We start from the raw sequence: 20,789 nt of genomic DNA on the forward strand, positions 1-20,789 counted from the left end.
AAACCGTGCATAGAACACCAAAGATTATATCGTTAATAGTTGTGATTGACAAAGCAAAGGAGAGAAAATGATGATGATAAAGAATGCAACCAAAGCACTTTTAACAGGTATCATGGTTTGTGTTTTTGCTCTTCCGGCCTTTGCGCACTTTCAAATGGTGTATACTTCCGAGAGTGCCCTTGAAAAAGGCGGGGATATTGATCTTAAACTAGTGTTTACCCATCCCTTTGAAGCTGGCCATACTATGAAAATGGAGCAGCCTGAAGCATTTTATGTGGTTCACAAAGAAAAAAAGACAAATTTGCTCAAAGAAACTAAACAGATTACCTGGACAAGCCTTACTAATAGTGAAAAAGCTTTTGAACGGTCTTACAAGCTTAGAGGTATGGGAGATTTTGTATTTTGTCTCATCCCAGCTCCTTATTTCGAAGCACAGGAGGATGCCTACATCCAGCAAATGACAAAAGTTGTAGTTAATGTTGCCGGAATTCCTACGGATTGGGATGGAGAAATGGGACTTCCGGCTGAAATAGTTCCCCTTGACAAACCCTATGCACTTTGGACAGGAAATGTATTTAGAGGTATTGTCAAAAGCGAAGGCAATCCCGTTCCTTTTGCCGAAATTGAAGTTGAATATTTAAATCATGAACCACTTATGGATAAAAACAGTTTTGCAAAAGAAGCCCATGTAGAAGCTCCACAGGATGCATTTGTTACGATGACGATTAAAGCCGATGCAAATGGTTGTTTCACCTTCGGCATTCCTCGTAAAGGCTGGTGGGGATTTGCGGCCCTCGGTGTAGGGCCTAAGAATACACATGAAGGCAAGGAGTTAAGTCAAGATGCTGTTATCTGGGTTCAGGCCAGAGATATGAAGTAACATAAAGCATAGTTTCAATCTATCCCCTCTATTCCTTCTAACAACAAGCCGAGCACGAAGAAAAGTGCAATTTTGTGCTTGGCTTGTTGTTTAAGTATAAATAGAGAGAAATAATTGGCAAAAAGGGCCTATTTAGCGAAAATGTCAAAAGTTTAAAAAGCGTACCGATTATGACTTTAAAACGACCTTTTACGCAACATAAGATACATTATATGACACTATCTAAAACTACACTCCTTTACTTCTCTCCTCATTTAGCTCTTGTTAAAAATAATAAAAAAGAGATCCGCAGGTAGTTTACGGATCTCTTTGCTCTTTGAGCTTCAATTTCTACTTATAATTCTTTTAAGAAAAAAATTGAGCTTTAAATTTTATTAGTCAAGATATTCGTATGAATAAGAAGGACAATCTCCCCAGACCTTTTCTAAATGATAAAATTCTCGTCCCTTGCGGCTAAATATATGAATAACAATGTTTCCCGCATCTATCAGGCACCACTGGGTGCTGTTGCGTCCTTCTATAATCGATGACACCCCTTTTTTGTCGAGTGCTTCTTCTGTCGCGTTTAGCAGGGTTCCCATATGAATATCTGAATTGGCCGTCACGAGTATAAAGGTATCTGATATGGTTGATTTTTCCCCAAGATCCATCAGGGTAATATCTAGGCCCCTTTTATCGGCCAGAGCGTCAAGTAAAAACATATATTGGTTCACTAACTCCTTTTTATCACTCATTCGCGGATGATCCCTCCCTTTACTGTTTTGTTGTAATGTTCTTTACTCTATTTAATATTGTATCCTTATCGTGTCCAAGTACAAGCGTTACGTGGGCTATTGTTTCGTTTACTTGTACAAGCTGATTCGAAATACCACAGATCTCTTTGAGTATATTTGCGTTTTGCTGTGCTTCATCGCCCTTTTTGGTCGGGTATTGTATGCTTGAATAATGGTAGTCATAATGTTTGGCATTTCCTACATAGGCGACGTCAATTCCGGCTTTTTGGAAATAGGAAGATGCTGTCTTGCCTAGTCCCGCTTGCCCGTCTCCGTTAAGAATAGCTATAGGCATGTTCAGCTTTTTTACAAGTTCCATTAAGTTCTGTTCTTCTACTGTCTGTATAGCTGCTGTTTGAGTTGCGGCTTCTTCTGCGGCACTTTCTTCTCCAGGCAACGGGCCGCTGAGTAACGTTGATGCCGCAGCGAGGTCTCCAAGCCAGTAGCTTACATTAGATATATAAGCGGCTTTTCCTGGCAATGTAAAAAATGCCATATTTTGAGTATTTATATCTCTGAGATAGGAAGTCAACTGTACTGCCTGGGTCATTGTCATGTTCGTATTGACGAGATTAAGGATCTCCTTTGCGAAGTCTGGCAGCTTTGGCAGCATCTCTGGTGATTGTACCTTCTTCATGACTGCTTTGATAAATTGCTGTTGTCGCTGCACTCTTCCAATATCTCCCAAGGCATCATTTCTAAAACGTACATATTCAAGGGCTGTCTTTCCGTTCATTTGTCGCAGTCCTTTAGGTATATTGATGAAAAGTTTTCCTGCCTTATCCTGATAGTATAGTCTTTTTTCCACGTTGATCTCTACTCCACCAATCATGTCAACTATTTTAGGGAAGCTTTCATAGTTGACCAGTACATGATAATTAATTGGAAGACCAAGATAATTGATAATGGTTTGCCGTAACAGGTCAGTTCCACCGTAAGCATAGGCGTGATTGAGTTTTTGCCAGCCATGCCCCGGGATTTGTACTCGTGTATCTCTTGGGAGAGACATGAAACGAACAATTTTATCGTCTATGTCAATGGTCGCAAGTCCAATGGTATCAGAGCGATGTCCTCCTTCCACATCATCAATGCCTACTACGAGAACATTTATATTCCCAGTTTCCTTGTCATAGGAAATACTTTCTTTTATATGTTCTGGTTGAGGGGCAACAATGTTCTGCAGTCGAAAGAAAACACCTGCTCCTATTGAAAGTACAGCTAAAGTGGCAATTAACGCGATTTTGGTGATTTTCATTCCACTCACCGCCCAATCCTTTTGTATAGACCTTTTTTATAGATATACCGTTCTACAAGCTCCGGCACTAAATAGCGTATGTTTTTTCCGCTTTCAATGCGTTTCCTAATTTCTGTGCTGGAAATGGAAAGAAGAGGCGTTTCAAGAGGTATAACATGTCCTTTAAACTCTTCTGGCAATAGATCAGGAAGTAACCCCAATTTTTCTGTTTGGTAGCCTGGTCTATTAACTGCAACAATCTTGCATAACGTAGGAAGAGTCTTGTATTCTTTCCATGTAGTGATGTTTAGCACGGCATCAAGGCCAGTAATAAAGAAAAACTGAACGCTATCCGGTGCGTACCAATGGCGCATCTCCCGCAACGTGTCTACTGTATGGCTAGACTCTTTGCGGTCAATTTCAATCCTCGACAGTTTGAAATGAGGATTGGCAAGCGTTGCCAATAGTGTCATAGTATAGCGATCTTCCGCTAAGGAAACGCCCTTCATGCGTTTATGTGGTGGATCTCCGGTAGGGACAAATATTACCTCATCAAGACCCAACGCAAAAAAGGTTTCTTCCGCTGCCAGAAGATGTCCATAATGGATGGGATCGAATGTCCCACCCATTATTCCTATTTTTCTAGTTCGAATCACATGTCCGTCCAAATTCACAAGCATTGTCCTCCCGCTTTTACTCTTGAACCTGTTCGGGTTGGTATTCGAATTCTATTTCCCCTATAACCACTGTATCTCCTTCTTTGGCACCTTCTTTTTCCAAAAGCTCTTCAATACGATATTTTTTGAGAAGCCTTGCGAAATGATACAACGCGTCGTCCTGTTCAAAATCGTAACGCTTCAGTATTTTTTCCAGTCCTTCATGGATGACTCTGAATCCAGCGTCATCATCAAGTTTGACAACACGGGCCTTTTCAAATCTCCTTCTTGAAGTTGCAGCTCTTTCTTCTGGGTGTTCCAGAGTTTCAAATAGACGTATCTCGCTGTGAGGCCTGGTATGTTCTCTGCACAGTGCTACGATATTTCCCATAAACTCGGCTATTCCTTCGCCAGTAATGGCACTTGTGTTGTAATAGGGGATATTCCTGGCTTTCATAAAAGACTCTATAGCTGGGGCATTTTCATGGCCTCGCTCTATATCTATCTTGTTGCCCACCACCATATAAGGCCTTTCTAGAAGACTTTCCTTATAGGCTTTAAATTCACTGCAAATGACTTCCCATTGGTAAAGCACATCCTCTGGGGTGCCCACACTTAGGTCGAGAACATGAATAAGCACGCGGGTCCGCTCTATATGGCGGAGAAAATATATACCCAGCCCTTTATTCTCATGCGCGCCTTCTATTAGTCCAGGCACATCTGCAACTACAATTCGATCGTCATCTACCGCAAGGATCCCCAAATTAGGAGAAAGTGTTGTAAAGGGGTATCCAGCTATCTTAGGCCGCGCATTGGAAATTGCGGCCAAAAGACTTGATTTTCCTGCATTAGGAAGGCCTACTAATCCCACATCCGCAATGAGTTTGAGTTCAAGCCGCAGGTTTCTTTCTTCTCCTTCATCGCCTTTTTCTGCGAATCTTGGAACCCTTCTCATAGAGGTTGCAAAATGCATATTCCCTCTGCCTCCCCTGCCTCCCTTTGCTGCTACTACCTGGTCGCCAGGTTCTACAAGGTCGGCGAGTGGTTCGCCAGTATTCTCATCGTATACTATAGTACCACAGGGGACGAGAATAATAAGGTCTTTGCCAGTCTTACCGACTTTCTTTTGTCCTTGTCCAGGTTCACCATGTTCTGCTCTAAATTTCTTTTCAAATTCGAAGTCAGCTAAGGTATGAATGCCCTCTACTGCTTTGAGAATGATATTCCCACCGTTGCCGCCGTTAGCTCCATCTGGGCCGCCTTTTGGGACAAACTTCTCACGGCGAAAGCTAATGCAGCCGTTTCCGCCTCGTCCGGCTCTGACCATAATACGTACTAGATCAACAAATTTCATACTTTACCACCATCCGGTGTTCTAATGAAAAACAAGGGCCAATCTGCAAGGCCCTTGTTTTTATATACAAAATATAAACTTAAATGACATAAAATTTACCGTCATAAGGGTTACATAGTTTCTATAGAAACAAATTTTCTGTCACCTTTTGTATGATATTTCACAACTCCTGCTGAAAGAGCAAAAAGAGTGTCATCCTTACCGCGCCCCACATTCAAGCCAGGATGGACTTTTGTCCCGCGCTGACGAACAAGGATATTTCCGCCTTTCACTACTTCCCCTGCGTATTTCTTTATTCCAAGCCGTTTGCCAATGCTGTCTCGGCCGTTTGTTGTGCTTCCCTGACCCTTTTTATGAGCAAAGAACTGCAGATCAAAAAAATTGATACGCATTATTTTCGCACCTCCATAAATTTAACATAACCGGCATAACTTTCAGAAATTGTCTTTAGAGATAAAACTATTGTTTCAGCCAGCACCTGTATCTCTTTTTTTTCGGTTCTGGGCCACCATATTTTTATGGTGGCGTTTTCTTCATCCACTAAAAAAGAAGCTTTCTCGACGCAGGCCACCTCTTTGATTCCCACTGCTAAAGCTTGAACAAGTGCTGATATTCCTGCACAAACAATGTCACTTCCTGCTTTAGCGTATCCAGAGTGCCCCATTGCTTCCACTGAAACGATCTCCCCGCTTTGTCTTGTAATAGTAATAATTGTCATAACTGTGAGAGATCGTTACGCCTTATCTAGGCGTTGATGGAGTCGATTTTAACTTCTGTAAAATTCTGACGATGTCCCCTCATCCGTCGGTAATTCTTCTTGCTTTTATACTTGAAGACAAGAATCTTTGGGGCTCTTCCGTGCCGAACGACAGTAGCATTTACTGTTGCGTCAGAAAGATAAGGTGTCCCCACCTGAACTTCACTGTCATTAGATACCATAAGAATCTTATCAAAGACCAGAGATGCCCCTTCATCTACGTGAAGGCTTTCGATACGCACTACGTCTCCAGACTCTACCCTATACTGTTTCCCACCTGTTTCTACAATAGCATACATTAAGAAATGTCCTCCTCCCGCTGGGTATGTGTAGGTAGCTTTCGCTTTTAAACCTATCCCAAGCGTTATTTATACATAAGCTTTAGCATTGTACGTTTCTTCGAATAAGAAGTCAACTATTGAGATAGAAGTTTACCGGCATGCTCCTGGGCTTCAAGAAGAGTTGTGTTTCCTGAAAGCATCCTGGCAATCTCAAGTACCCGCTCGTCCTTTTCTATTTCTTTAATAAAGCTTTTATTTTCCTGTCGGGCCACTACAAAGTGTTGTTCAGCTAATGCCGCTATAGTAGCTTCATGGGTGATTAATATTACCCGGCACTTTTCTGCAAGTTGTTTGAGCTTGTATCCGGCTAAAACCGCGGCTTTCCCCCCCAGCCCAGCTTCAACCTCATCAAATACGAGGGTTCCAGGAAGTTGGCTATCAGGAAGGGCCAGTTGCAAAGCTAACAACAGCCTGCTCAACTCCCCTCCTGAGGCTATTTTCATTACCGGTCCAGGAGGCATCATTCCGCTTGCCATTAAAAACGAGATTTCATCAGCACCGGTACTTTTAATCTTGCCAAGGTCTGAGAGGGTTATTGAAAATGTTATATCCTCCATGGCCATGTCCCGGAGAGAATGGTTGACAGCTTCTTCAAGGGAACGGGCTGTTCTTTCCCTCTTCTTTCTGAGCTCAAGTGCCAGTCTGCTCGCTTCTCTTCTCAGTTTCTTTGCTTCTGCTCCACTTTGCTCTGAGCGCCGATAGCTCTCATTGAGCCATGTCAGGTTCATTTCAGCCTCTTTGCAATAGTTGGTAAGTTCTTCAAGGGTCCTGACGCCTGCCAAACGCTTAAGCTTTCGCAGCGTTCCTAATTTATTTTCAATTTCTTCCTGCTCGGCATAAAGATCCGAAAGTGATTGTTCTGATAAAAGAACGGTTAAACTTTGGGAAAGTTTCTGTAAGAAGACAAGGGCATTGTTCCCCAGCTCTTGATATTTAGAGCCCTTTTCCGTATCAGGGGAAATAATCTGAGTCAACTCGAGGCACAGGTTCTCTATAGAGTCAGCGATGCCCTCCCCAGTTTTTCCTCCTGTTAACCGCGCGAGTATCTGCTCTAGTTTGGTATGTTCATCTATGCTTTTAGATATCCTTTCAAGACGTCCCTCCCATATCGCCTCGCTGTTGGATTCAGGAGAAATGCTCTTAAAGGACTGAAGGATCGAATTGGCATTCTCATATCGATCTATAACTTCCTTTTGTTTCTTTTCTACGGACCGCAGCTCTTTCTCTTTCAACAGAGCATTAGAAAAGACGGAACGTAATTCGTTTTTCAGACAAATTATTTCTTCGCCGCCATAACTGTCGAGTATGTCCCGTTGTCTGTCTGAATCAAGAAGCTCAAGTTGTGCGAACTGGCTTTGTATGCGCAATAGGGGTGCTGCCACTTCATTAAAAAGTGAGAGAGGAAAAAGTTTTCCCTGTATGAAGGTCTTTCCTCGTCCATTTCTTGTAAAGACTCGTTTTAAAAAGAGGTTTCCCTCTTCAGAGCTTATCTCTTCTGGTAACTGAAGGGTTCTAGGGCAGAAAAAAAGGGCAATTACTTCTGCTTCTTCCTCACCGGCCCGAATCAGCTCAGATTGGGCCCTTTTGCCACTGGCAAACTCCAGAGCCCTCACAATGCTGCTTTTCCCCGCGCCGCTTTCACCAGTAATGGCTATAAAACGCCCCTTAAAGTGTAGGTGGGCAGAATCCAGCCCTCCTATATTTCGTAACGAAAGCTCTTCGAGCACCGGCCTCACTCCTTGTTTTCGTTTCGCTCGATACCTTGTCCCCACTTTAGCTTTTCCTGTAGGAGATCAAAGTATGTTCTTTGAGGCAGTGTCACGACATTGACAACTTTATCTCGGGAAAGAGAAAGCTCGATACGGTCTCCTGGCAAAATCTCATATCCAAGCTGCCCATCCTGGGTTAGCATAAGGTCACGATGGGTTCCACGAGGGATGAGGCTGATAACGTCATTTTCTCCTACGATAACGGGACGGGCATATAAGGTGTGGGCACAGATGGGAGCAAGCACCATACAAGGAACATGGGGAGGCACAATGGGCCCTCCCGCTGAAAGAGCGTACGCGGTTGAACCTGTAGGAGTGGAAACAATAACGCCATCTGCCGGTAACATATTGAAATAACGATTGTCTATGCGGATTTCTATAGTAATGACTCTGGCAAAGGCCCCTTTGGTAAGAACGAGATCGTTGAGGGCATAGAGCGTATGCTTGCGCCGTCCTTCCCTCCAGATAATTCCCTCAAGGATACGATGCTGCTGCAGTGCGTATTCTTCACGTAAAATCTGTTCCAGGTCAGCTTCGGCTTCTTCTGGTTTCCCGCAAGCTAGAAATCCTAGGTGTCCGAGATTAATACCATATAGGGAAATAGAGTGATTGAGTATATATCGGCTTGCCCGTAGAAAGGTACCATCACCGCCAATAACCACAGCGAAGTCTATTGTGGATTTCCATACGTCGTCAGGAGTCGCTTGCACCCCCAATATGGAAGCTTCGTGGGGTGGAAAGAGAAAAACTATTCCTTTCTTTTTCCCCCATTGAACAAGACGGTTGGCCATATCGAGTGCACCTTTCTTTTGTGTGTTGACGAGCATGCCAATCTTCTTTTCCATCAATTCTCTTCCCTTTCTTCTCAATTTATAAGAGTTCTATGGCTTTCTTCTACTAGTGTATCAAAATCAATGGCATGAGAATTCCCATGCCCATTTTTTTGCAGGTAGAATAAAAACTCTATGTTTCCTTTTGGCCCTTTTATGGGAGACCATGTAGCTCCCTTAAGCCGCAATGTTGTTTGTTCTTCTATAAAAAATGCAACCTCCGTGAGAATATCTTTATGAATTTCGGGCTTTCGAACGATTCCACCCTTACCAAGGCGGTCTTTCCCTGCCTCGAACTGTGGTTTTACAAGACATATTATACTTCCTCCCTTTGAAATAAGACTGTCAACTACAGGGAGGAGGAGCTTCAATGAAATAAAGGAAGCATCAATGGTCACCATGTCCAGAGGCTCATCAAAATGCTCCCGCTGCAAATAGCGGGCGTTAGTTCGTTCCATAACGACCACTCTTGAATCGTTTCGCAATTTCCAGGCTAACTGGCCATAGCCCACATCCACTGCGTAAACTCGACGGGCCCCTCTAGCAAGAAGAACATCTGTAAAACCACCGGTAGACGCTCCCAAATCCATGCAAACCTTGCCTTTCGGATCCACAGAAAAAACCTCAAGAGCCCGTAGAAGTTTATAGGCGCCTCTGCTCACCCATTCACTCTCGTTTGTTCTTATTTCAAGAGGTGCGTCTTCCGGAAGCAAGGTTCCAGCTTTATCAATTTTTTGCTGGGACGAGAAGACCTTGCCTTCCAGAATAAGAGCCTGAGCCTTCGCCCTTGTTGCAGCCAGTTTTCTTTCTACAATAAGTTTATCGACTCTTTCTTTGAGCTTCTTCTTTATAACAATTCACCACTCTCTGATACGTTAAGCCGCAGTATTCTCTTTGAATTGCGGGTGTTCCGTGAGGAACGAAGAGATCGGGGATCCCTAAAGGGAGAACACGGGCTTTAAAAGCGAATTCTGCGCTTCTGGACGCAATGGCTTCGCCTACCCCGCCGAATTTATACCCCTCTTCCAAAATGATTACGAGGTTATCCTTTTGGAGGGTTTTGTCAAGGGTGGTCCAGTCCAGGGGTTTGGCACATCGAAGGTCCATAACAGATGGGGCTGGTACTCCTTCCTCTATGGCCCTTTCCCGGCTTTTCAGGCAGAGATCAATGGTCGCCCCCATCCCTATAAGGGTCCACTCCTTACCATCCATCAGGATTTCACTCTGAAAAGGGGATAGTGCCGGCGTTGTCTCATGACGAATTATTGCTTCCGGGGCAATTCCCCTTGAATATCGGATGATTGTTGGCTTATGGTGAGCCAGGCCGAACTGAAAGGCTTTTTCGAGATCTATCCTGTCTCTAGGAATAAGCATATTTACGTTAGGTATAGTTTTGCACCAGGCAATATCAAAAAGTCCCTGATGCGTTTCCCCGTCTTCACCGACAAGGCCTCCTCTATCCACGGCTATGACCACAGGGAGATCTTGAAGGGCGATATCGTGGGCCAGCTGATCCATAGCCCTTTGAAGAAAGGTGGAATAGATGAACACAACCGGTCTGAGCCCACCGGCCGCCATCCCGGCCGCCATGGTAAGCATGTGCTCTTCGGCTATTCCCACATCAAAGAAACGGTCGGGAAAACGGAGGGCAAATTCATCGAGGCGGGTTCCATTCTTCATGGCTGCTGTGAGACAGACTATACGGGAATCCTTTTCTGCCATTGAGCATAATACTTCAGTAGCGGAAGCACTCCAGCTTGTACCTGTAGTTTTTTTTACAAATCCATTTACAGGTACTCCATGATAGGTATCAGGATGTTTTTCAGCACAGGGAAGCCCTTTCCCCTTTTTCGTCACTACATGGATCAGTACGGACTTATGATAGCTTTTTGCCATTTTAAGAACCGTTTCCATTTCCTCTATGTTATGTCCGTCAAAGGGGCCCCAATAATTGATATCAAGTTCGTCAAAGATATTGTCAGGTTTCACCAGGGATTTTATATGGTCCTTAAATTTAGCCAAAACATTTTCTATTGACTGACCCTGAGGTATAGAGGCGCAGGATTCTTTAATATATTTCTTCAAGCTGTTATATGCCTGGCTAGAGCTTAATTTGGCCAAATGAGATGCAAAGCCTCCAACACGATGGCCGATGGACATTTTGTTATCATTCAGTATGTATATCACTTTGGTATGGGCGTCTTTTGTGTAGTTTAAGGCTTCAAAGGACAATCCATTCAAAAGAGCTCCATCGCCAATGACAGCCACCACATGGTGCTTTTGGTTCTGAATATCACGGGCTTTACAGTACCCTAGGGCAGCGGATAAGGAAGTACTGCTATGTCCAACGTTGAAATGGTCACAGGGGCTTTCTTCACGCTTGGGAAAGCCGCTTATTCCACCCCATTGACGAAGGGTGGCAAACTGATCTTTTCTATCAGTGAGAATCTTATAAGCGTAGGCCTGATGTCCTACGTCGAAAATAATTCTATCTTCAAGGGGGTTGAATTGCCGCAATAGTGCCACGATAAGTTCAACGGCGCCAAGAGACGATGCTAGATGTCCCCCGTTTTTGGTTACAACTCGTATAATCTCTTCCCGTATATCCTGGCATAAAAAATCCAGGGCTCCGCGGGACATATCTTTTAGATCACGATAGTCTGTCAGTTTGTTCAAAATTCGCATGATCTTTGCAGTGTTGCCTCCTTTACGACGTCAACGACTTCGTTTGGAAAGGGAGAGAGCCAGTTTTTGGAAAAAAACTGCTGAGGAACCTAGCATAAAGAGAGATTCTGCAGCCTCTTTACTTTCTTTTAAAGCCATTTTACGAGCCTCTTCCAATCCGAACTGTGTGACAAACGTAATTTTTTGTTGCGCCGCATCTTTACCGGGAGTTTTCCCCAGTTCTTCTGGTGAAGACGTTACATCTAGTATATCGTCAACAATCTGGAACGCCAAACCCAAATGGCGTCCGTATTTTCCAAAGGCTCCCGCTATTTCTTGAGAAGCTCCTCCCAGAATAGCTCCCGTAACCAATGATGCCTGAAGAAGCACAGCTGTCTTTTGTAGAGCAATGTTGGCTACAAAGGAAAGTGACGAAGTAAAGCTTGCGGGGTCGGTATCGAGAACTTGCCCACCACATATTCCGGAAGGTCCTACTGCCTGGGCAAAAATAGAAAGCGCCTGAACTATTGAAGAAGGGGGCACTCCTCTATCCATGAGCCCTTTAAGAGAATATTCAAAGGCCCATGCCAGGAGGGCGTCACCAGCAAGAATAGCCAATGCGTCGCCATAGATCATATGGTTTGTGGGTTTTCCCCGTCTAAGAGAATCATTATCCATGGCCGGAAGATCATCGTGTATTAAAGAAGCGGTATGAACCATTTCCAGCGCTAATGCCATGGGAAGAACCTTTTCTTTTTCCCCTCCTACTGATTCTGCTGCTTTGACACATAATATGGGACGAAGTCTTTTTCCCCCTGCCTGAAGAGAGTATGTCATGGATTCCCAAAGCCGGGGGGGAATGTTTTCAGGTCTTGATGAACACAGAGAGTTAAGGTGGTCCTCAAACCATACTCGGTTTTTTTCAAGCTCTCTTTTTACCATGTCATTCATCATTGTTTTCTTTGAGCTCCATGTTCAACGGCTCTTCTTTTCCAGAGTTGGTTAGAAGAAAAATTTTTTGCTCGGCTTGTGTTAAATAGACCTGGCATTCTTTTACGAGGCTCACGCCCTGCTCAAACAGCTCCAGGGCTGCTTCAAGAGGCAGTTCATCTTTTTCTAATGTATGTACGATCTTTTGTATTTCATCTAATTTCTGACTGAAATTCATAATTGATCCCCCTTTTTTACATAGAACAATTGCTCTACCTGCCTAACCTGTGATAAAATCCACCTGTTCGAACATTATTTCCTTCGGAGGAGGCGGAAAATCAATGGCTAGAGTTTGTGAATGTTGCGGCCGCGGACCTGTTACAGGAAACGCTGTCAGCCATTCCAATCGTCATACAAGAAGACGTTGGCTTGTCAATCTGCAGAATGTGAAGGTTGATCTTGGCGCTGGCGAAACACGACGCATGAAAATTTGTACAAAATGCCTTAAATCTGGCAAAGTCAAGCGGGCTGTATAGTCAGCCCGCTTTTTTATTCTGTCCAGTAAAGATACACTGCAAGTCTTCCTTTGTCTACTGAGATTTCAACGTAATCCTCTCTGCTTTTTTCGAGCCTGTTGCTTATAGCATAAGGCCGCGCCATTTCAAGGGAAACATTTTCCAGTTCCCAGCGAGTTCCCCGAATAGATACACCTTCCACCTTTTCTTCCAAAGCGAATAGGGATATTATCTCTGGTTCGGGTCTATTAAAACAGAAAGAAACCTGCTCTGCTCCCTGAAGAATAAAGAGCGCTTCCTTGTCGTCACAGAGGCTTCGAATATGAACACCCCAGTCTTCAGCCCATAGGGCAGAAAAAATATTGCTCCAGGTATGGTCAAGACGGCCTCCCCAACATCCTGTAAGTACAACTTCCGGCGAAGAATAGGTTTCGCCTATTCTTCTAAGTGTAAGCTGAAGGTCAGTATATTCCTTATCTACAGGATATGTTTCTATATGAACCCCCATTTTTTCAGCCCATGTCCTCCCTTCTAGAGAGCTGCTGTCACTGTCTCCTACAAGGTAATGGGGCACAATGCCGGTCTTCTTGCATATGTCGATTCCCGCGTCAGCGCACCAGATTTCGTCAAAAAGCGAGGCAGTCTGCACAAGCCACTCCACTGAAGGTGCTCGCCCACCTGCTATGAGAAGGATGGTCGGAACTTTGTTAAAACGGCTTGAACGCAGCTTCCAGCCATTTAAGTGAAAAATCCCAGTTTTAGATGTGTTCATCTAAAATCTCCAGTGCCCTTTGATCATCTACAAGAATTTCACGCGGCTTAGAACCTTCAGGAGGCCCTACGATCCCAAGCTGTTCCATTGTGTCTATAAGGCGGGCGGCCCGAGTAAAACCTATACGGAGCTGCCTCTGCAGGCGGCTTGCTGAGGCGATGCCAGAGTCAAGGATAATTTGCATAGCTTCTTCGAGCAGAGGATCATCAGTAAAAGGAGAGTCGGCACCAGAGCCATCTCCACTGCTCCCCCCCTGTTCTTCTATATCAATATACTCCGGTTTACCAAAAAGAGCCTTCATATAATTGATGAATTCAAGGGATTTGCCATCTTCTATATAGGGAGATTGGAGGCGCACCGGCTTGGGGAACCTGGGGCTGACAAAAAGCATATCCCCTTTCCCTAGAAGTTTTTCTGCTCCGGAAACATCAATGATAGTTCTGGAATCCGCCTGAGATGGCAATGTAAATGCGACACGGGCTGGGATATTCGCTTTAATAAGCCCTGTAACCACATTTACAGATGGTCGCTGAGTAGCGAGCAAAAGATGGATACCTGTAGCCCTTGCCATTTGCGCAAGCCGGCAAATATAGTCTTCCACGTCTTTTTGAGCGGTAAACATCAGATCTGCAAGCTCATCCACTATTATGACTATGTGTGGGAGCCTGTCTTTGGGTATTGCTTTTTCGTTGTATCCCGCCAGATTTCGAACCCGAGCTTTTGCAAAAATGTCGTATCTCTGCTCCATCTCCCGTACTGCCCATGCCAAGGCTTGAATAGCTTTTTTAGGAGATGTCACAGGTTTGGCCAACATGTGGGGCAAATGCTCATAAATGCTGAGCTCAACCCGTTTGGGGTCGATCATAAGCAATCTGAGTTCTTCCGGTTTACGACAATAGCAAAGTCCTGCGATACAGCTATTTACAAATACGCTTTTTCCCGAACCTGTCGTTCCCGCAACAAGAAGGTGGGGCAAATCTTCCAGACCGATAATAAGGGGCCTTGAGTCGACTCGTACTCCCATTGGCAGTGGAAGGTTGTAGTCGGCTTGTTCAAAGGCTTGCGATTCAAGAATTCGTCTTAACAGTACACCTCTCCGTTTAGGGTTGGGAATCTCTATTCCTACATAGGGTTTTCCCGGAATAGGTGCTTCTACCCGTAAGGCAGGGACAGCAAGTGCTACAGCAAGATCATTTGCCAATCCTGCAATTTTACTAACTTTTATTCCTGGCGCGAGCTGTACTTGAAACTGAATGACTGTGGGGCCGATAACTATTTCTGCCAGTTCTGCCTGTACGTCAAAGTCGGCTAATGTGGATATAATAGCCTCCGCCTGCTCCTTGGCTTTTTGTTCTCCTAGATCCTGCTCTGGCGGCTCAGGAGCTCCAAAAAGTTCCAGGGGGGGCGGGAATTTCCCTGCGGTTATTTCTTCTTTCATGTCTTCTTTCTTTATATCGATTTCAGGCAACGCTTCTCCTTCTACGTCAGTAGAGTCTTCCTCTTTCAATATCATTCGAACATTTGGTGATAAGTCCACGTCTTTTTTAGTTTCGCTATCAAGATGTCCATCTTCTTTGCCATAAGTTCTCTCGAAGGAAGAAGTTCTTTCAAAAGTTGTAATGACTGGCAGATCTTCGTATTCGGCAATGTTTTCTTTATCAGTTTCTGTAGTCTCCTCAGCTTCCATAGCGGCTGTTCTTTCATCTGCTGAGGCATTTGTGTTACTTTCATTTTCAATTTGCACAGTTTTTTTAGATTCTGAAGGCCGGAGATTCGTAATGCCGCTTAGCACGGTTCGCCCGAAAGCTAAAATAGTTCTTGTTTTTATAAAACCATAAAGAACGGTAGATGTAAAAAGAGCTGCAAAGCAGAAAAGGAGAGTTCCAAAAAAACCTCCATTGACTAAAAAGAACTGTGTCAGGTTTTGTCCAAAAAAACCAGGCTTCAGTACGCCCCATACTGATGGGCCGTTTAATCGTTCCAGAAGGCCTAATACGAGCGCGCCTGCCGTAAAGAGAAAGAGTGTGGCCAACGTCTGTACTGCCAGCTGCTGGATCTTTCGATGCAACAAAATGGAAAGACAGACATAAGCGCCGAATATGAGAATAATAAGAACGGCCCCTCCCCCTCTTTGTGTAAGAATTTGTCGAATGAACAGACCGAATTCTCCTGTCCAAAAAGAGAAAAGAGACGCTATGACGTAGATATCGCCAATAAGTAAAAAGAAAAAAAACAGACGCATCCCCTTCGCCAGGCGGCGAATTCTATCCTCGCGAATTCTTTGTCGTTCTTCATTTTTTTGTTTAGGGCGTCCGCGTTTTTTCCCCTTTTTAAAGTTAAAGAGTTTCATGGTCTGTCGAGCTTCCTCCAACTGTCATCTTTTTTATAAGCAGTGATGGTTGTCCATCTGTCACTGGAACTGATTGACCAGCTTTGCCGCATGTGCCTGGAAGAAAATGCAGATCTTTTCCTACCCCTACTATATCCATAAGGGCTTCCGGCCCATTTCCTGTGAGAAGAGCACCCTTTACAGGATGGATTATGCTCCCCCTTTGAATAAGATAACCCTCCGTCACCTGAAAAACAAAATCTCCTGTTGTAGGGTTTACTTCTCCTCCACCCATCCTCTTTACATACAGGCCATAATCTATGCCTTTGATCATTTCTTCAGGTTCATTGTTTCCTGGAAGAATAAAGGTATTGCTCATGCGGGGGATAGGCGGATTTCTGTATGAACTCCGCCGTCCATTGCCTGAAAGAGGTAAATTATCTTTCTTTGATGAGACCATATCTGTCAAGTACGCCTTTAAAATCCCGTTTTCTATGAGAACTGTTCGCTTTGCCGGCATCCCTTCATCATCGATAGAATAGCTGCCATAGAGTCCTGAAATAGTGCCGTCGTCAATCATGGTCACAAGAGGGCTCGCCACTTTTTCTCCCAGTTTATTGCGATACACGGAGTAGTCCTTTTGAATAATGTCTGCTTCCAGTCCATGGCCGCAAGCTTCATGAATAAGAGTTCCGCCTGCTTCTCCGGAAAGCAAAACAGGCATTGTCCCTGCAGGGCAATCAGGAGCGTCCAGCATCAATAGAGCCTCATCGAGGGCCCTTTGAGCGAGGGCGTCTGGATCGTGGTGTTGCCAAAAGAGATCAGGAGATTCTGCCCTTGCCGCACTTTCATATCCTGTCTGTATCTGTTCCTCTTTTTCTACTACAACCTCTACACTAAAGCTTGTATAGGCCCTTTCGTCTTTTCTCAGTTCGCCTTTATCGTTAATGATAGCGATCTGACGGGATGAAAGGGTATAGTTTATGGAAACTTGAGTCACAAGAGAGCTTTTTTGCCGAAGAGCCTGGTCGATATAATGGAAAAACTTCTGGTCCGCTGGTTGGGGAGGGATTACTTCTCTTACAACTCTTTCGAGAAGGTTGTTATCCAAAGTTGTTGATGGGATGATAATCCCCATATTTAAAGCTGCTTCCTGCAGTGCGGTCAGGCCGTCTTTGAGCGTTACACCTGGCATATGGGCAAAAGATGTCAAATCATTGAATAATATCCTTGCCCCTACCCCTTCCCTGAGGGAAGTGCTAATTTCTTCCATAGTTTTATCTTCAAAAGAAGAGCTATGGAATGAAGAGGATTCAAAAAATAAATCTGCAAAATCTATGTCATGACGATGGAGTGATTCTAGTGCTTCTTTTAGCGCCAAATGGCTCATACTTCGTCTTCTTCCTCTCTTTTCTCGAATTCTTTTATCTCTTCTATCTTAACAGGAATTCCCTCTTCCGAGAGCTTTTTCATAAGTATTCTCCCTTCTTCTGCTCTTTCATAGGGGCAAAAGAACGATAGAATTCCTTTTTGAGGGTCGTCTGTACGTATAAATCCAATCCCATCGTATTCAGATACTATCCAGCTTATAAGAACTATGAATGCAGGATTTGTCGAAAGGATAAGCTGTATCATATCAGAAGGGGTATTTGCCTTTTCTTTCATTGTTTTTCGCCCCGTATCTTTCGAATGTTGGCCAAATGATCCTTGTATGTTTTAGCAAAGATATGTTCGCCGTTTTTCCTTGCTACATAATAGAGATACTCAGTTTTTTCTGGGACTAATGCCGCTTCCCATGAGGCCTTGGAAGGTACACAGATTGCAGTGGGAGGAAGTCCTAGTTTTTTATAGGTATTATAAGGGGATTCCACTTCCAGATGCTTGTAAAGCACTCGCTGAAGAACCTCCCCCTCCCTTTTCCAGGCATAGACAACTGTTGCATCGATTTGCAGAGGCATCTTTATCTTGAGCCTGTTTTGAATGACTCCTGCTATAAGTGCACGCTCTTCGTCTCTTTTAGCTTCCCGTTCAATGAGGGAGGCCAGTATTGCTAAATCTGTAACTTCCTGAGGAGAGTTGCCCTTTACACGGTCACCGAACTTTTTCCACCATAGAGCCGTTCCAGCCTGTATCAAGGCTTCAGGGGATGTTTGTGCTACATTATATGTGTCTGGAAGTAAAAAAGCAGCCCGTGTTTCTGCATCGGCAGGGAGTAATGACAGAAGAGAATTATCAAAAAACTCGTCCTTCAGAAGAAGGGAAGCCAGTTCTTTTGCTTCTGTCAATTGAAATTGCTCAGCGATGGAAAAAATATCAGATCCGGGAATTAAAGTCATTTTATCCTGAAAAGGAGTGGCTTTTCCCAACTGTCTTGCTACTTCCCATGGTGAACCTTTGCGTATGGAATACATACCAGTTTTAATTTTTCGGTCAATGCCTAACCGACTCATCCAAAATGCAAGCTCCTTCGAATTCTCTACAACACCAGCGTCCTGAAACTTGGAAGCGATTTCTCTTGCGGTTTGGCTTGGCAGCACGAGCACAGAAACAGGCTCCCCTCTCCCTAAGGGAAACTGTTCATCCCACCATTGAGGTGATTGCATGCTAATAAAAACAATATAGATAGAGACAATAAGGAATAACAGACCATCAATGAATTTATCCATGCTCTCGCTCTCCTTTTTAAGTAAGGGTAACTATATGATTTCCACACAGCGAACAGTTGCCTTTTTCATCCAGGTTTATAATGTGTGTCTTATATCCATGGCGTTCTATGACTGCTGCCCCGCAGTTGGGGCAGAGAGTGACTGCTGGAGTATCAATATTACCTAGATAAACAAAGGGCAAATATTGAGCTGCCCGTTCTTTTGCTTCATTCAACATGTTCAGAGGTGTCGCTGGGCGATGCCATTTGTAACTGGGGAAATATCTGGAAATATGCAAAACTATATTGGGGGACACGGAAGCCGCCCATTGAGCAAGAGGCTCCAGCCATAGGACATCGTTGTGAATTCCTGGAACGATGAGGCTTGTAAGTTCCACATGAACATGAGCTTCAACCATAGCTTCCACTGTTCTTTTTGCACTTCTAAGGTCGCCGCCAAGAAAGGAATACGTTTGAGGATCAAAGGCCTTTATATCAATATTTGCTCCATCTATGTATGGAAGCAGTTCTTGCAAGGGCTCTGGGTTGATCATGCCATTTGAAACAACCACTACAGAAAAGCCCTCTTTTTTAAGTTTGATAGCTGATTCGAGCACATATTCGTACCAGATAAAAGGTTCATTATATGTAAAGGCGACAGATTTTATATTTTCTTTTTTTGCAATGTCAACCAGCTCAGAAGGCAGAAGAAAAGAAAGAGAAACAGTGTCAGAACATGTGGATATCTGCCAGTTCTGACAAAATTGACAGCGCATATTACACCCGATGCTTCCTAAAGAAAGAATGGAAGTACCTGGATTCCAGTGAAAAAGAGGTTTTTTTTCTACTGGATCAATGCCTACAGAGGATACAAAACCATAGTTTAGGCTGACAAGCCCCTTGTCTTTCTGGTTCATCCGTACGCCGCAAAAGCCTTTTTGGCCATACCTTAAAGAACAGTGGTGAAAACAAAGATCGCAGACAACAGTGCCTCCTTCTTTATGCCACCAGGATGCTTCGTAAGCCATGGTCAGTCCCTTCTTTCTGGGAAGCGCTGTACCGTGAATCGATATATGGTTACATTGTCAAGAGAAAAGATTCCAGCTTTCTGGGAAGCGATGGTCAATTGCTTTTCTACACTATCCACTCCCTCAAGATCCGGCAGAAGAACCCCTTTTCTCATTCCCTTGGAAACGATGACTCCATATCGTTTAGGATCCAGGTCATTTTCTGAATCAATTTTTTCTGGCTCTGAAAGTATATCCACAGAAACGACGATATTTTTTAATTCTTCTTGTTCCACCGGCGCAAAACGGGGGTCTTCTGACGCAGCTGCAATAGCGTTTTCTATTACTTCTTCCGAAAGGGATGAATATGACGAAAGAATAGTGCCAATACACCCTCGCAGATGACCTTCTTTTGTTTTTAAAGAAACGAAGCAGGCTCCCTTCTGGTCTAGTGCTTCTTCTGGAGACCAAGACTTTTGCTCATCTTTTGTCGGTTTCCGTTTTTCTTTTACATACATTTCTATGGTTTTACGAGCTAGCCCTGGGTAGGTCTTTTGGGGGATGGCTAGAGCTACAGCATAGCCGACTCCAAAGGGCGCTTCATAAGAGAGAAGTTTTGTCGTATGGCCAGAAAGACCAAGAAAGATGAGTACTGACCGCAGGCCGCATTCCCCGGCTTCTTCAATGGTTCTCATAGGCAAACTGAGAAGAAGATCTGGATCAGAGTGTTGAATTGCGCGAACTACCTGTTCATCAAAGAATGCGCCAAGAGGTGAATATCCGGCTGGGGCGCCAGGTTTAACTCGATGAGAAAGATCGCCGCTAGCAACAAGTCCCCATTGAAGGGCGTCACGGAATTGATGAAGCATTTCCCCGACTTTAGCCGATTCCTCAAGGGTCAGCCCTATAGGATTAGCCAAAATGAGGTTGGGCAAAGAACCCCATTTTTTATAAAAAAAGTATAGGGGGACAAGGGAAGCATGATCAAGATGCCCTTTCTTTTCTTTTATGACTTCCACTGGTACACTTTGTTTGAGATAGTTGCTTATTAACTCTGTTTTTTCTTCGTTGCCGTTAATTTGCATTGAAATTTCAGGAACACCAAATAATGAAAGATCCCCTTTATAGAGCTGAGCTTCAAGAAACAAAAGTCCCCGAGTGTAAGGAGCATGGGGAGAAAGTAAAAAGAGAATATCCGGCTTCTCTTTTTCAAGCCTTTGTGTCAGATCAGACATGCCTTGAATAGTACGAACAGCTTCTTTTTCATTGCCACGCCCAACTTCCGGAATAATGATAGGCGGATGAGGAACGAGACAAGCCCATTTCCACATAGC

General features: G+C 44.1%; 22 protein-coding genes. 2 read left to right on the plus strand and 20 right to left on the minus strand.

All coding sequences use genetic code 11. From position 1 onward, the window contains the following. The first annotated feature begins 70 nt into the window (after window positions 1-70). Window positions 71-880 (plus strand): DUF4198 domain-containing protein, encoded by an 810-nt coding sequence (locus AMICO_RS04280; RefSeq protein WP_052292801.1) that lies wholly within the window; start codon window positions 71-73, stop codon window positions 878-880. Window positions 881-1,254: 374 nt separating this feature from the next. On the opposite strand, the gene rsfS is transcribed toward AMICO_RS04280, so the two are convergent. The 13 genes from rsfS to xseB form a co-directional block, all read right to left on the minus strand. Continuing rightward, window positions 1,255-1,614: a ribosome silencing factor gene (gene rsfS / locus AMICO_RS04285; RefSeq protein ID WP_013048238.1), complete on the minus strand. Its 360-nt coding sequence runs from the start codon at window positions 1,612-1,614 to the stop codon at window positions 1,255-1,257. Between the two features lie 19 nt (window positions 1,615-1,633). Then, window positions 1,634-2,908: an LCP family protein gene (locus tag AMICO_RS04290; RefSeq protein WP_013048239.1), complete on the minus strand. Its 1,275-nt coding sequence runs from the start codon at window positions 2,906-2,908 to the stop codon at window positions 1,634-1,636. A gap of 5 nt (window positions 2,909-2,913) precedes the next feature. Further along, window positions 2,914-3,561: a nicotinate-nucleotide adenylyltransferase gene (nadD, locus tag AMICO_RS04295; RefSeq protein WP_013048240.1), complete on the minus strand. Its 648-nt coding sequence runs from the start codon at window positions 3,559-3,561 to the stop codon at window positions 2,914-2,916. A 19-nt stretch (window positions 3,562-3,580) separates the two neighbouring features. Next, on the minus strand, window positions 3,581-4,897 hold the full coding sequence (obgE, locus tag AMICO_RS04300; protein WP_013048241.1) for a GTPase ObgE: 1,317 nt from the start codon (window positions 4,895-4,897) through the stop codon (window positions 3,581-3,583). Window positions 4,898-5,007: 110 nt separating this feature from the next. Further along, the gene (gene rpmA, locus AMICO_RS04305; RefSeq protein WP_013048242.1) at window positions 5,008-5,289 is read right to left on the minus strand and encodes a 50S ribosomal protein L27; all 282 of its coding nucleotides are present in this window, start codon (window positions 5,287-5,289) and stop codon (window positions 5,008-5,010) included. After that, a complete protein-coding gene (locus AMICO_RS04310; protein ID WP_013048243.1) occupies window positions 5,289-5,615 on the minus strand; it encodes a ribosomal-processing cysteine protease Prp in 327 nt (108 codons plus the stop codon). Before AMICO_RS04310 ends, rpmA begins: the two co-directional genes overlap by 1 nt. Before the next feature lie 26 nt (window positions 5,616-5,641). Then, window positions 5,642-5,953 carry a 50S ribosomal protein L21 gene (rplU, locus tag AMICO_RS04315; RefSeq protein WP_013048244.1) on the minus strand — a complete coding sequence of 104 codons (312 nt, stop codon included), beginning with the start codon at window positions 5,951-5,953 and terminating at the stop codon, window positions 5,642-5,644. Between the two features lie 116 nt (window positions 5,954-6,069). Further along, complete coding sequence (locus tag AMICO_RS04320) at window positions 6,070-7,722, minus strand: DNA repair protein RecN (RefSeq protein WP_013048245.1); 1,653 nt, start codon at window positions 7,720-7,722, stop codon at window positions 6,070-6,072. Window positions 7,723-7,727: 5 nt separating this feature from the next. Then, window positions 7,728-8,609, minus strand: coding sequence for an NAD(+)/NADH kinase (locus tag AMICO_RS04325; RefSeq protein WP_013048246.1), 882 nt, complete (start codon window positions 8,607-8,609; stop codon window positions 7,728-7,730). A 20-nt stretch (window positions 8,610-8,629) separates the two neighbouring features. Further along, on the minus strand, window positions 8,630-9,451 hold the full coding sequence (locus AMICO_RS04330) for a TlyA family RNA methyltransferase (RefSeq protein ID WP_338009586.1): 822 nt from the start codon (window positions 9,449-9,451) through the stop codon (window positions 8,630-8,632). Next, window positions 9,414-11,279, minus strand: a complete 1,866-nt coding sequence (dxs, locus tag AMICO_RS04335) for a 1-deoxy-D-xylulose-5-phosphate synthase (RefSeq protein ID WP_013048248.1) — start codon at window positions 11,277-11,279, stop codon at window positions 9,414-9,416. Before dxs ends, AMICO_RS04330 begins: the two co-directional genes overlap by 38 nt. Before the next feature lie 30 nt (window positions 11,280-11,309). Further along, window positions 11,310-12,212 (minus strand): polyprenyl synthetase family protein, encoded by a 903-nt coding sequence (locus AMICO_RS04340; protein ID WP_013048249.1) that lies wholly within the window; start codon window positions 12,210-12,212, stop codon window positions 11,310-11,312. Next, a complete protein-coding gene (gene xseB, locus AMICO_RS04345) occupies window positions 12,202-12,426 on the minus strand; it encodes an exodeoxyribonuclease VII small subunit (protein ID WP_013048250.1) in 225 nt (74 codons plus the stop codon). Before xseB ends, AMICO_RS04340 begins: the two co-directional genes overlap by 11 nt. A gap of 103 nt (window positions 12,427-12,529) precedes the next feature. On the opposite strand from xseB, the gene rpmB reads away from it, so the two are divergent. Beyond that, window positions 12,530-12,724: a 50S ribosomal protein L28 gene (rpmB, locus tag AMICO_RS04350; RefSeq protein ID WP_013048251.1), complete on the plus strand. Its 195-nt coding sequence runs from the start codon at window positions 12,530-12,532 to the stop codon at window positions 12,722-12,724. A gap of 13 nt (window positions 12,725-12,737) precedes the next feature. Here the strand turns inward: rpmB and AMICO_RS04355 are convergent, their stop codons facing one another. The 7 genes from AMICO_RS04355 to amrA are packed head-to-tail and all read right to left on the minus strand — an operon-like array spanning window position 12,738 to window position 20,786. Continuing rightward, the gene (locus tag AMICO_RS04355) at window positions 12,738-13,475 is read right to left on the minus strand and encodes a thiamine diphosphokinase (RefSeq protein ID WP_013048252.1); all 738 of its coding nucleotides are present in this window, start codon (window positions 13,473-13,475) and stop codon (window positions 12,738-12,740) included. Beyond that, window positions 13,462-15,825, minus strand: coding sequence for an FtsK/SpoIIIE family DNA translocase (locus AMICO_RS09880; protein ID WP_013048253.1), 2,364 nt, complete (start codon window positions 15,823-15,825; stop codon window positions 13,462-13,464). The genes AMICO_RS04355 and AMICO_RS09880 overlap by 14 nt, the downstream gene beginning before the upstream one ends. Further along, window positions 15,812-17,194, minus strand: a complete 1,383-nt coding sequence (locus AMICO_RS04365; RefSeq protein WP_013048254.1) for a TldD/PmbA family protein — start codon at window positions 17,192-17,194, stop codon at window positions 15,812-15,814. Before AMICO_RS04365 ends, AMICO_RS09880 begins: the two co-directional genes overlap by 14 nt. After that, complete coding sequence (locus AMICO_RS04370) at window positions 17,191-17,469, minus strand: hypothetical protein (protein ID WP_041459336.1); 279 nt, start codon at window positions 17,467-17,469, stop codon at window positions 17,191-17,193. The genes AMICO_RS04365 and AMICO_RS04370 overlap by 4 nt, the downstream gene beginning before the upstream one ends. After that, on the minus strand, window positions 17,466-18,470 hold the full coding sequence (gene mltG, locus AMICO_RS04375) for an endolytic transglycosylase MltG (RefSeq protein ID WP_013048255.1): 1,005 nt from the start codon (window positions 18,468-18,470) through the stop codon (window positions 17,466-17,468). Before mltG ends, AMICO_RS04370 begins: the two co-directional genes overlap by 4 nt. Before the next feature lie 16 nt (window positions 18,471-18,486). After that, entirely contained in the window at window positions 18,487-19,476 is a 990-nt protein-coding gene (gene amrS, locus AMICO_RS04380; RefSeq protein ID WP_013048256.1) for an AmmeMemoRadiSam system radical SAM enzyme, read from the minus strand. 2 nt (window positions 19,477-19,478) lie between these two features. Next, complete coding sequence (gene amrA, locus AMICO_RS04385; RefSeq protein WP_013048257.1) at window positions 19,479-20,786, minus strand: AmmeMemoRadiSam system protein A; 1,308 nt, start codon at window positions 20,784-20,786, stop codon at window positions 19,479-19,481. Window positions 20,787-20,789 lie beyond the last annotated feature (3 nt).

The organism is Aminobacterium colombiense DSM 12261 (assembly GCF_000025885.1).
GTDB classification, from domain to species: domain Bacteria; phylum Synergistota; class Synergistia; order Synergistales; family Aminobacteriaceae; genus Aminobacterium; species Aminobacterium colombiense.

Excerpts from the sequence above, each read along its gene's own strand:
- AMICO_RS04280 (WP_052292801.1), top strand. The coding sequence starts at position 71 with ATGATGATAAAGAATGCAACCAAAGCACTTTTAACAGGTATCATGGTT.
- rsfS (WP_013048238.1), bottom strand. The coding sequence starts at position 1,614 with ATGAGTGATAAAAAGGAGTTAGTGAACCAATATATGTTTTTACTTGAC.
- AMICO_RS04290 (WP_013048239.1), bottom strand. The coding sequence starts at position 2,908 with ATGAAAATCACCAAAATCGCGTTAATTGCCACTTTAGCTGTACTTTCA.
- obgE (WP_013048241.1), bottom strand. The coding sequence starts at position 4,897 with ATGAAATTTGTTGATCTAGTACGTATTATGGTCAGAGCCGGACGAGGC.
- rpmA (WP_013048242.1), bottom strand. The coding sequence starts at position 5,289 with ATGCGTATCAATTTTTTTGATCTGCAGTTCTTTGCTCATAAAAAGGGT.
- AMICO_RS04310 (WP_013048243.1), bottom strand. The coding sequence starts at position 5,615 with ATGACAATTATTACTATTACAAGACAAAGCGGGGAGATCGTTTCAGTG.
- rplU (WP_013048244.1), bottom strand. The coding sequence starts at position 5,953 with ATGTATGCTATTGTAGAAACAGGTGGGAAACAGTATAGGGTAGAGTCT.
- AMICO_RS04325 (WP_013048246.1), bottom strand. The coding sequence starts at position 8,609 with ATGGAAAAGAAGATTGGCATGCTCGTCAACACACAAAAGAAAGGTGCA.
- dxs (WP_013048248.1), bottom strand. The coding sequence starts at position 11,279 with ATGCGAATTTTGAACAAACTGACAGACTATCGTGATCTAAAAGATATG.
- AMICO_RS04340 (WP_013048249.1), bottom strand. The coding sequence starts at position 12,212 with ATGATGAATGACATGGTAAAAAGAGAGCTTGAAAAAAACCGAGTATGG.
- xseB (WP_013048250.1), bottom strand. The coding sequence starts at position 12,426 with ATGAATTTCAGTCAGAAATTAGATGAAATACAAAAGATCGTACATACA.
- rpmB (WP_013048251.1), top strand. The coding sequence starts at position 12,530 with ATGGCTAGAGTTTGTGAATGTTGCGGCCGCGGACCTGTTACAGGAAAC.
- AMICO_RS04355 (WP_013048252.1), bottom strand. The coding sequence starts at position 13,475 with ATGAACACATCTAAAACTGGGATTTTTCACTTAAATGGCTGGAAGCTG.
- AMICO_RS09880 (WP_013048253.1), bottom strand. The coding sequence starts at position 15,825 with ATGAAACTCTTTAACTTTAAAAAGGGGAAAAAACGCGGACGCCCTAAA.
- AMICO_RS04365 (WP_013048254.1), bottom strand. The coding sequence starts at position 17,194 with ATGAGCCATTTGGCGCTAAAAGAAGCACTAGAATCACTCCATCGTCAT.
- AMICO_RS04370 (WP_041459336.1), bottom strand. The coding sequence starts at position 17,469 with ATGAAAGAAAAGGCAAATACCCCTTCTGATATGATACAGCTTATCCTT.
- mltG (WP_013048255.1), bottom strand. The coding sequence starts at position 18,470 with ATGGATAAATTCATTGATGGTCTGTTATTCCTTATTGTCTCTATCTAT.
- amrS (WP_013048256.1), bottom strand. The coding sequence starts at position 19,476 with ATGGCTTACGAAGCATCCTGGTGGCATAAAGAAGGAGGCACTGTTGTC.
- amrA (WP_013048257.1), bottom strand. The coding sequence starts at position 20,786 with ATGTGGAAATGGGCTTGTCTCGTTCCTCATCCGCCTATCATTATTCCG.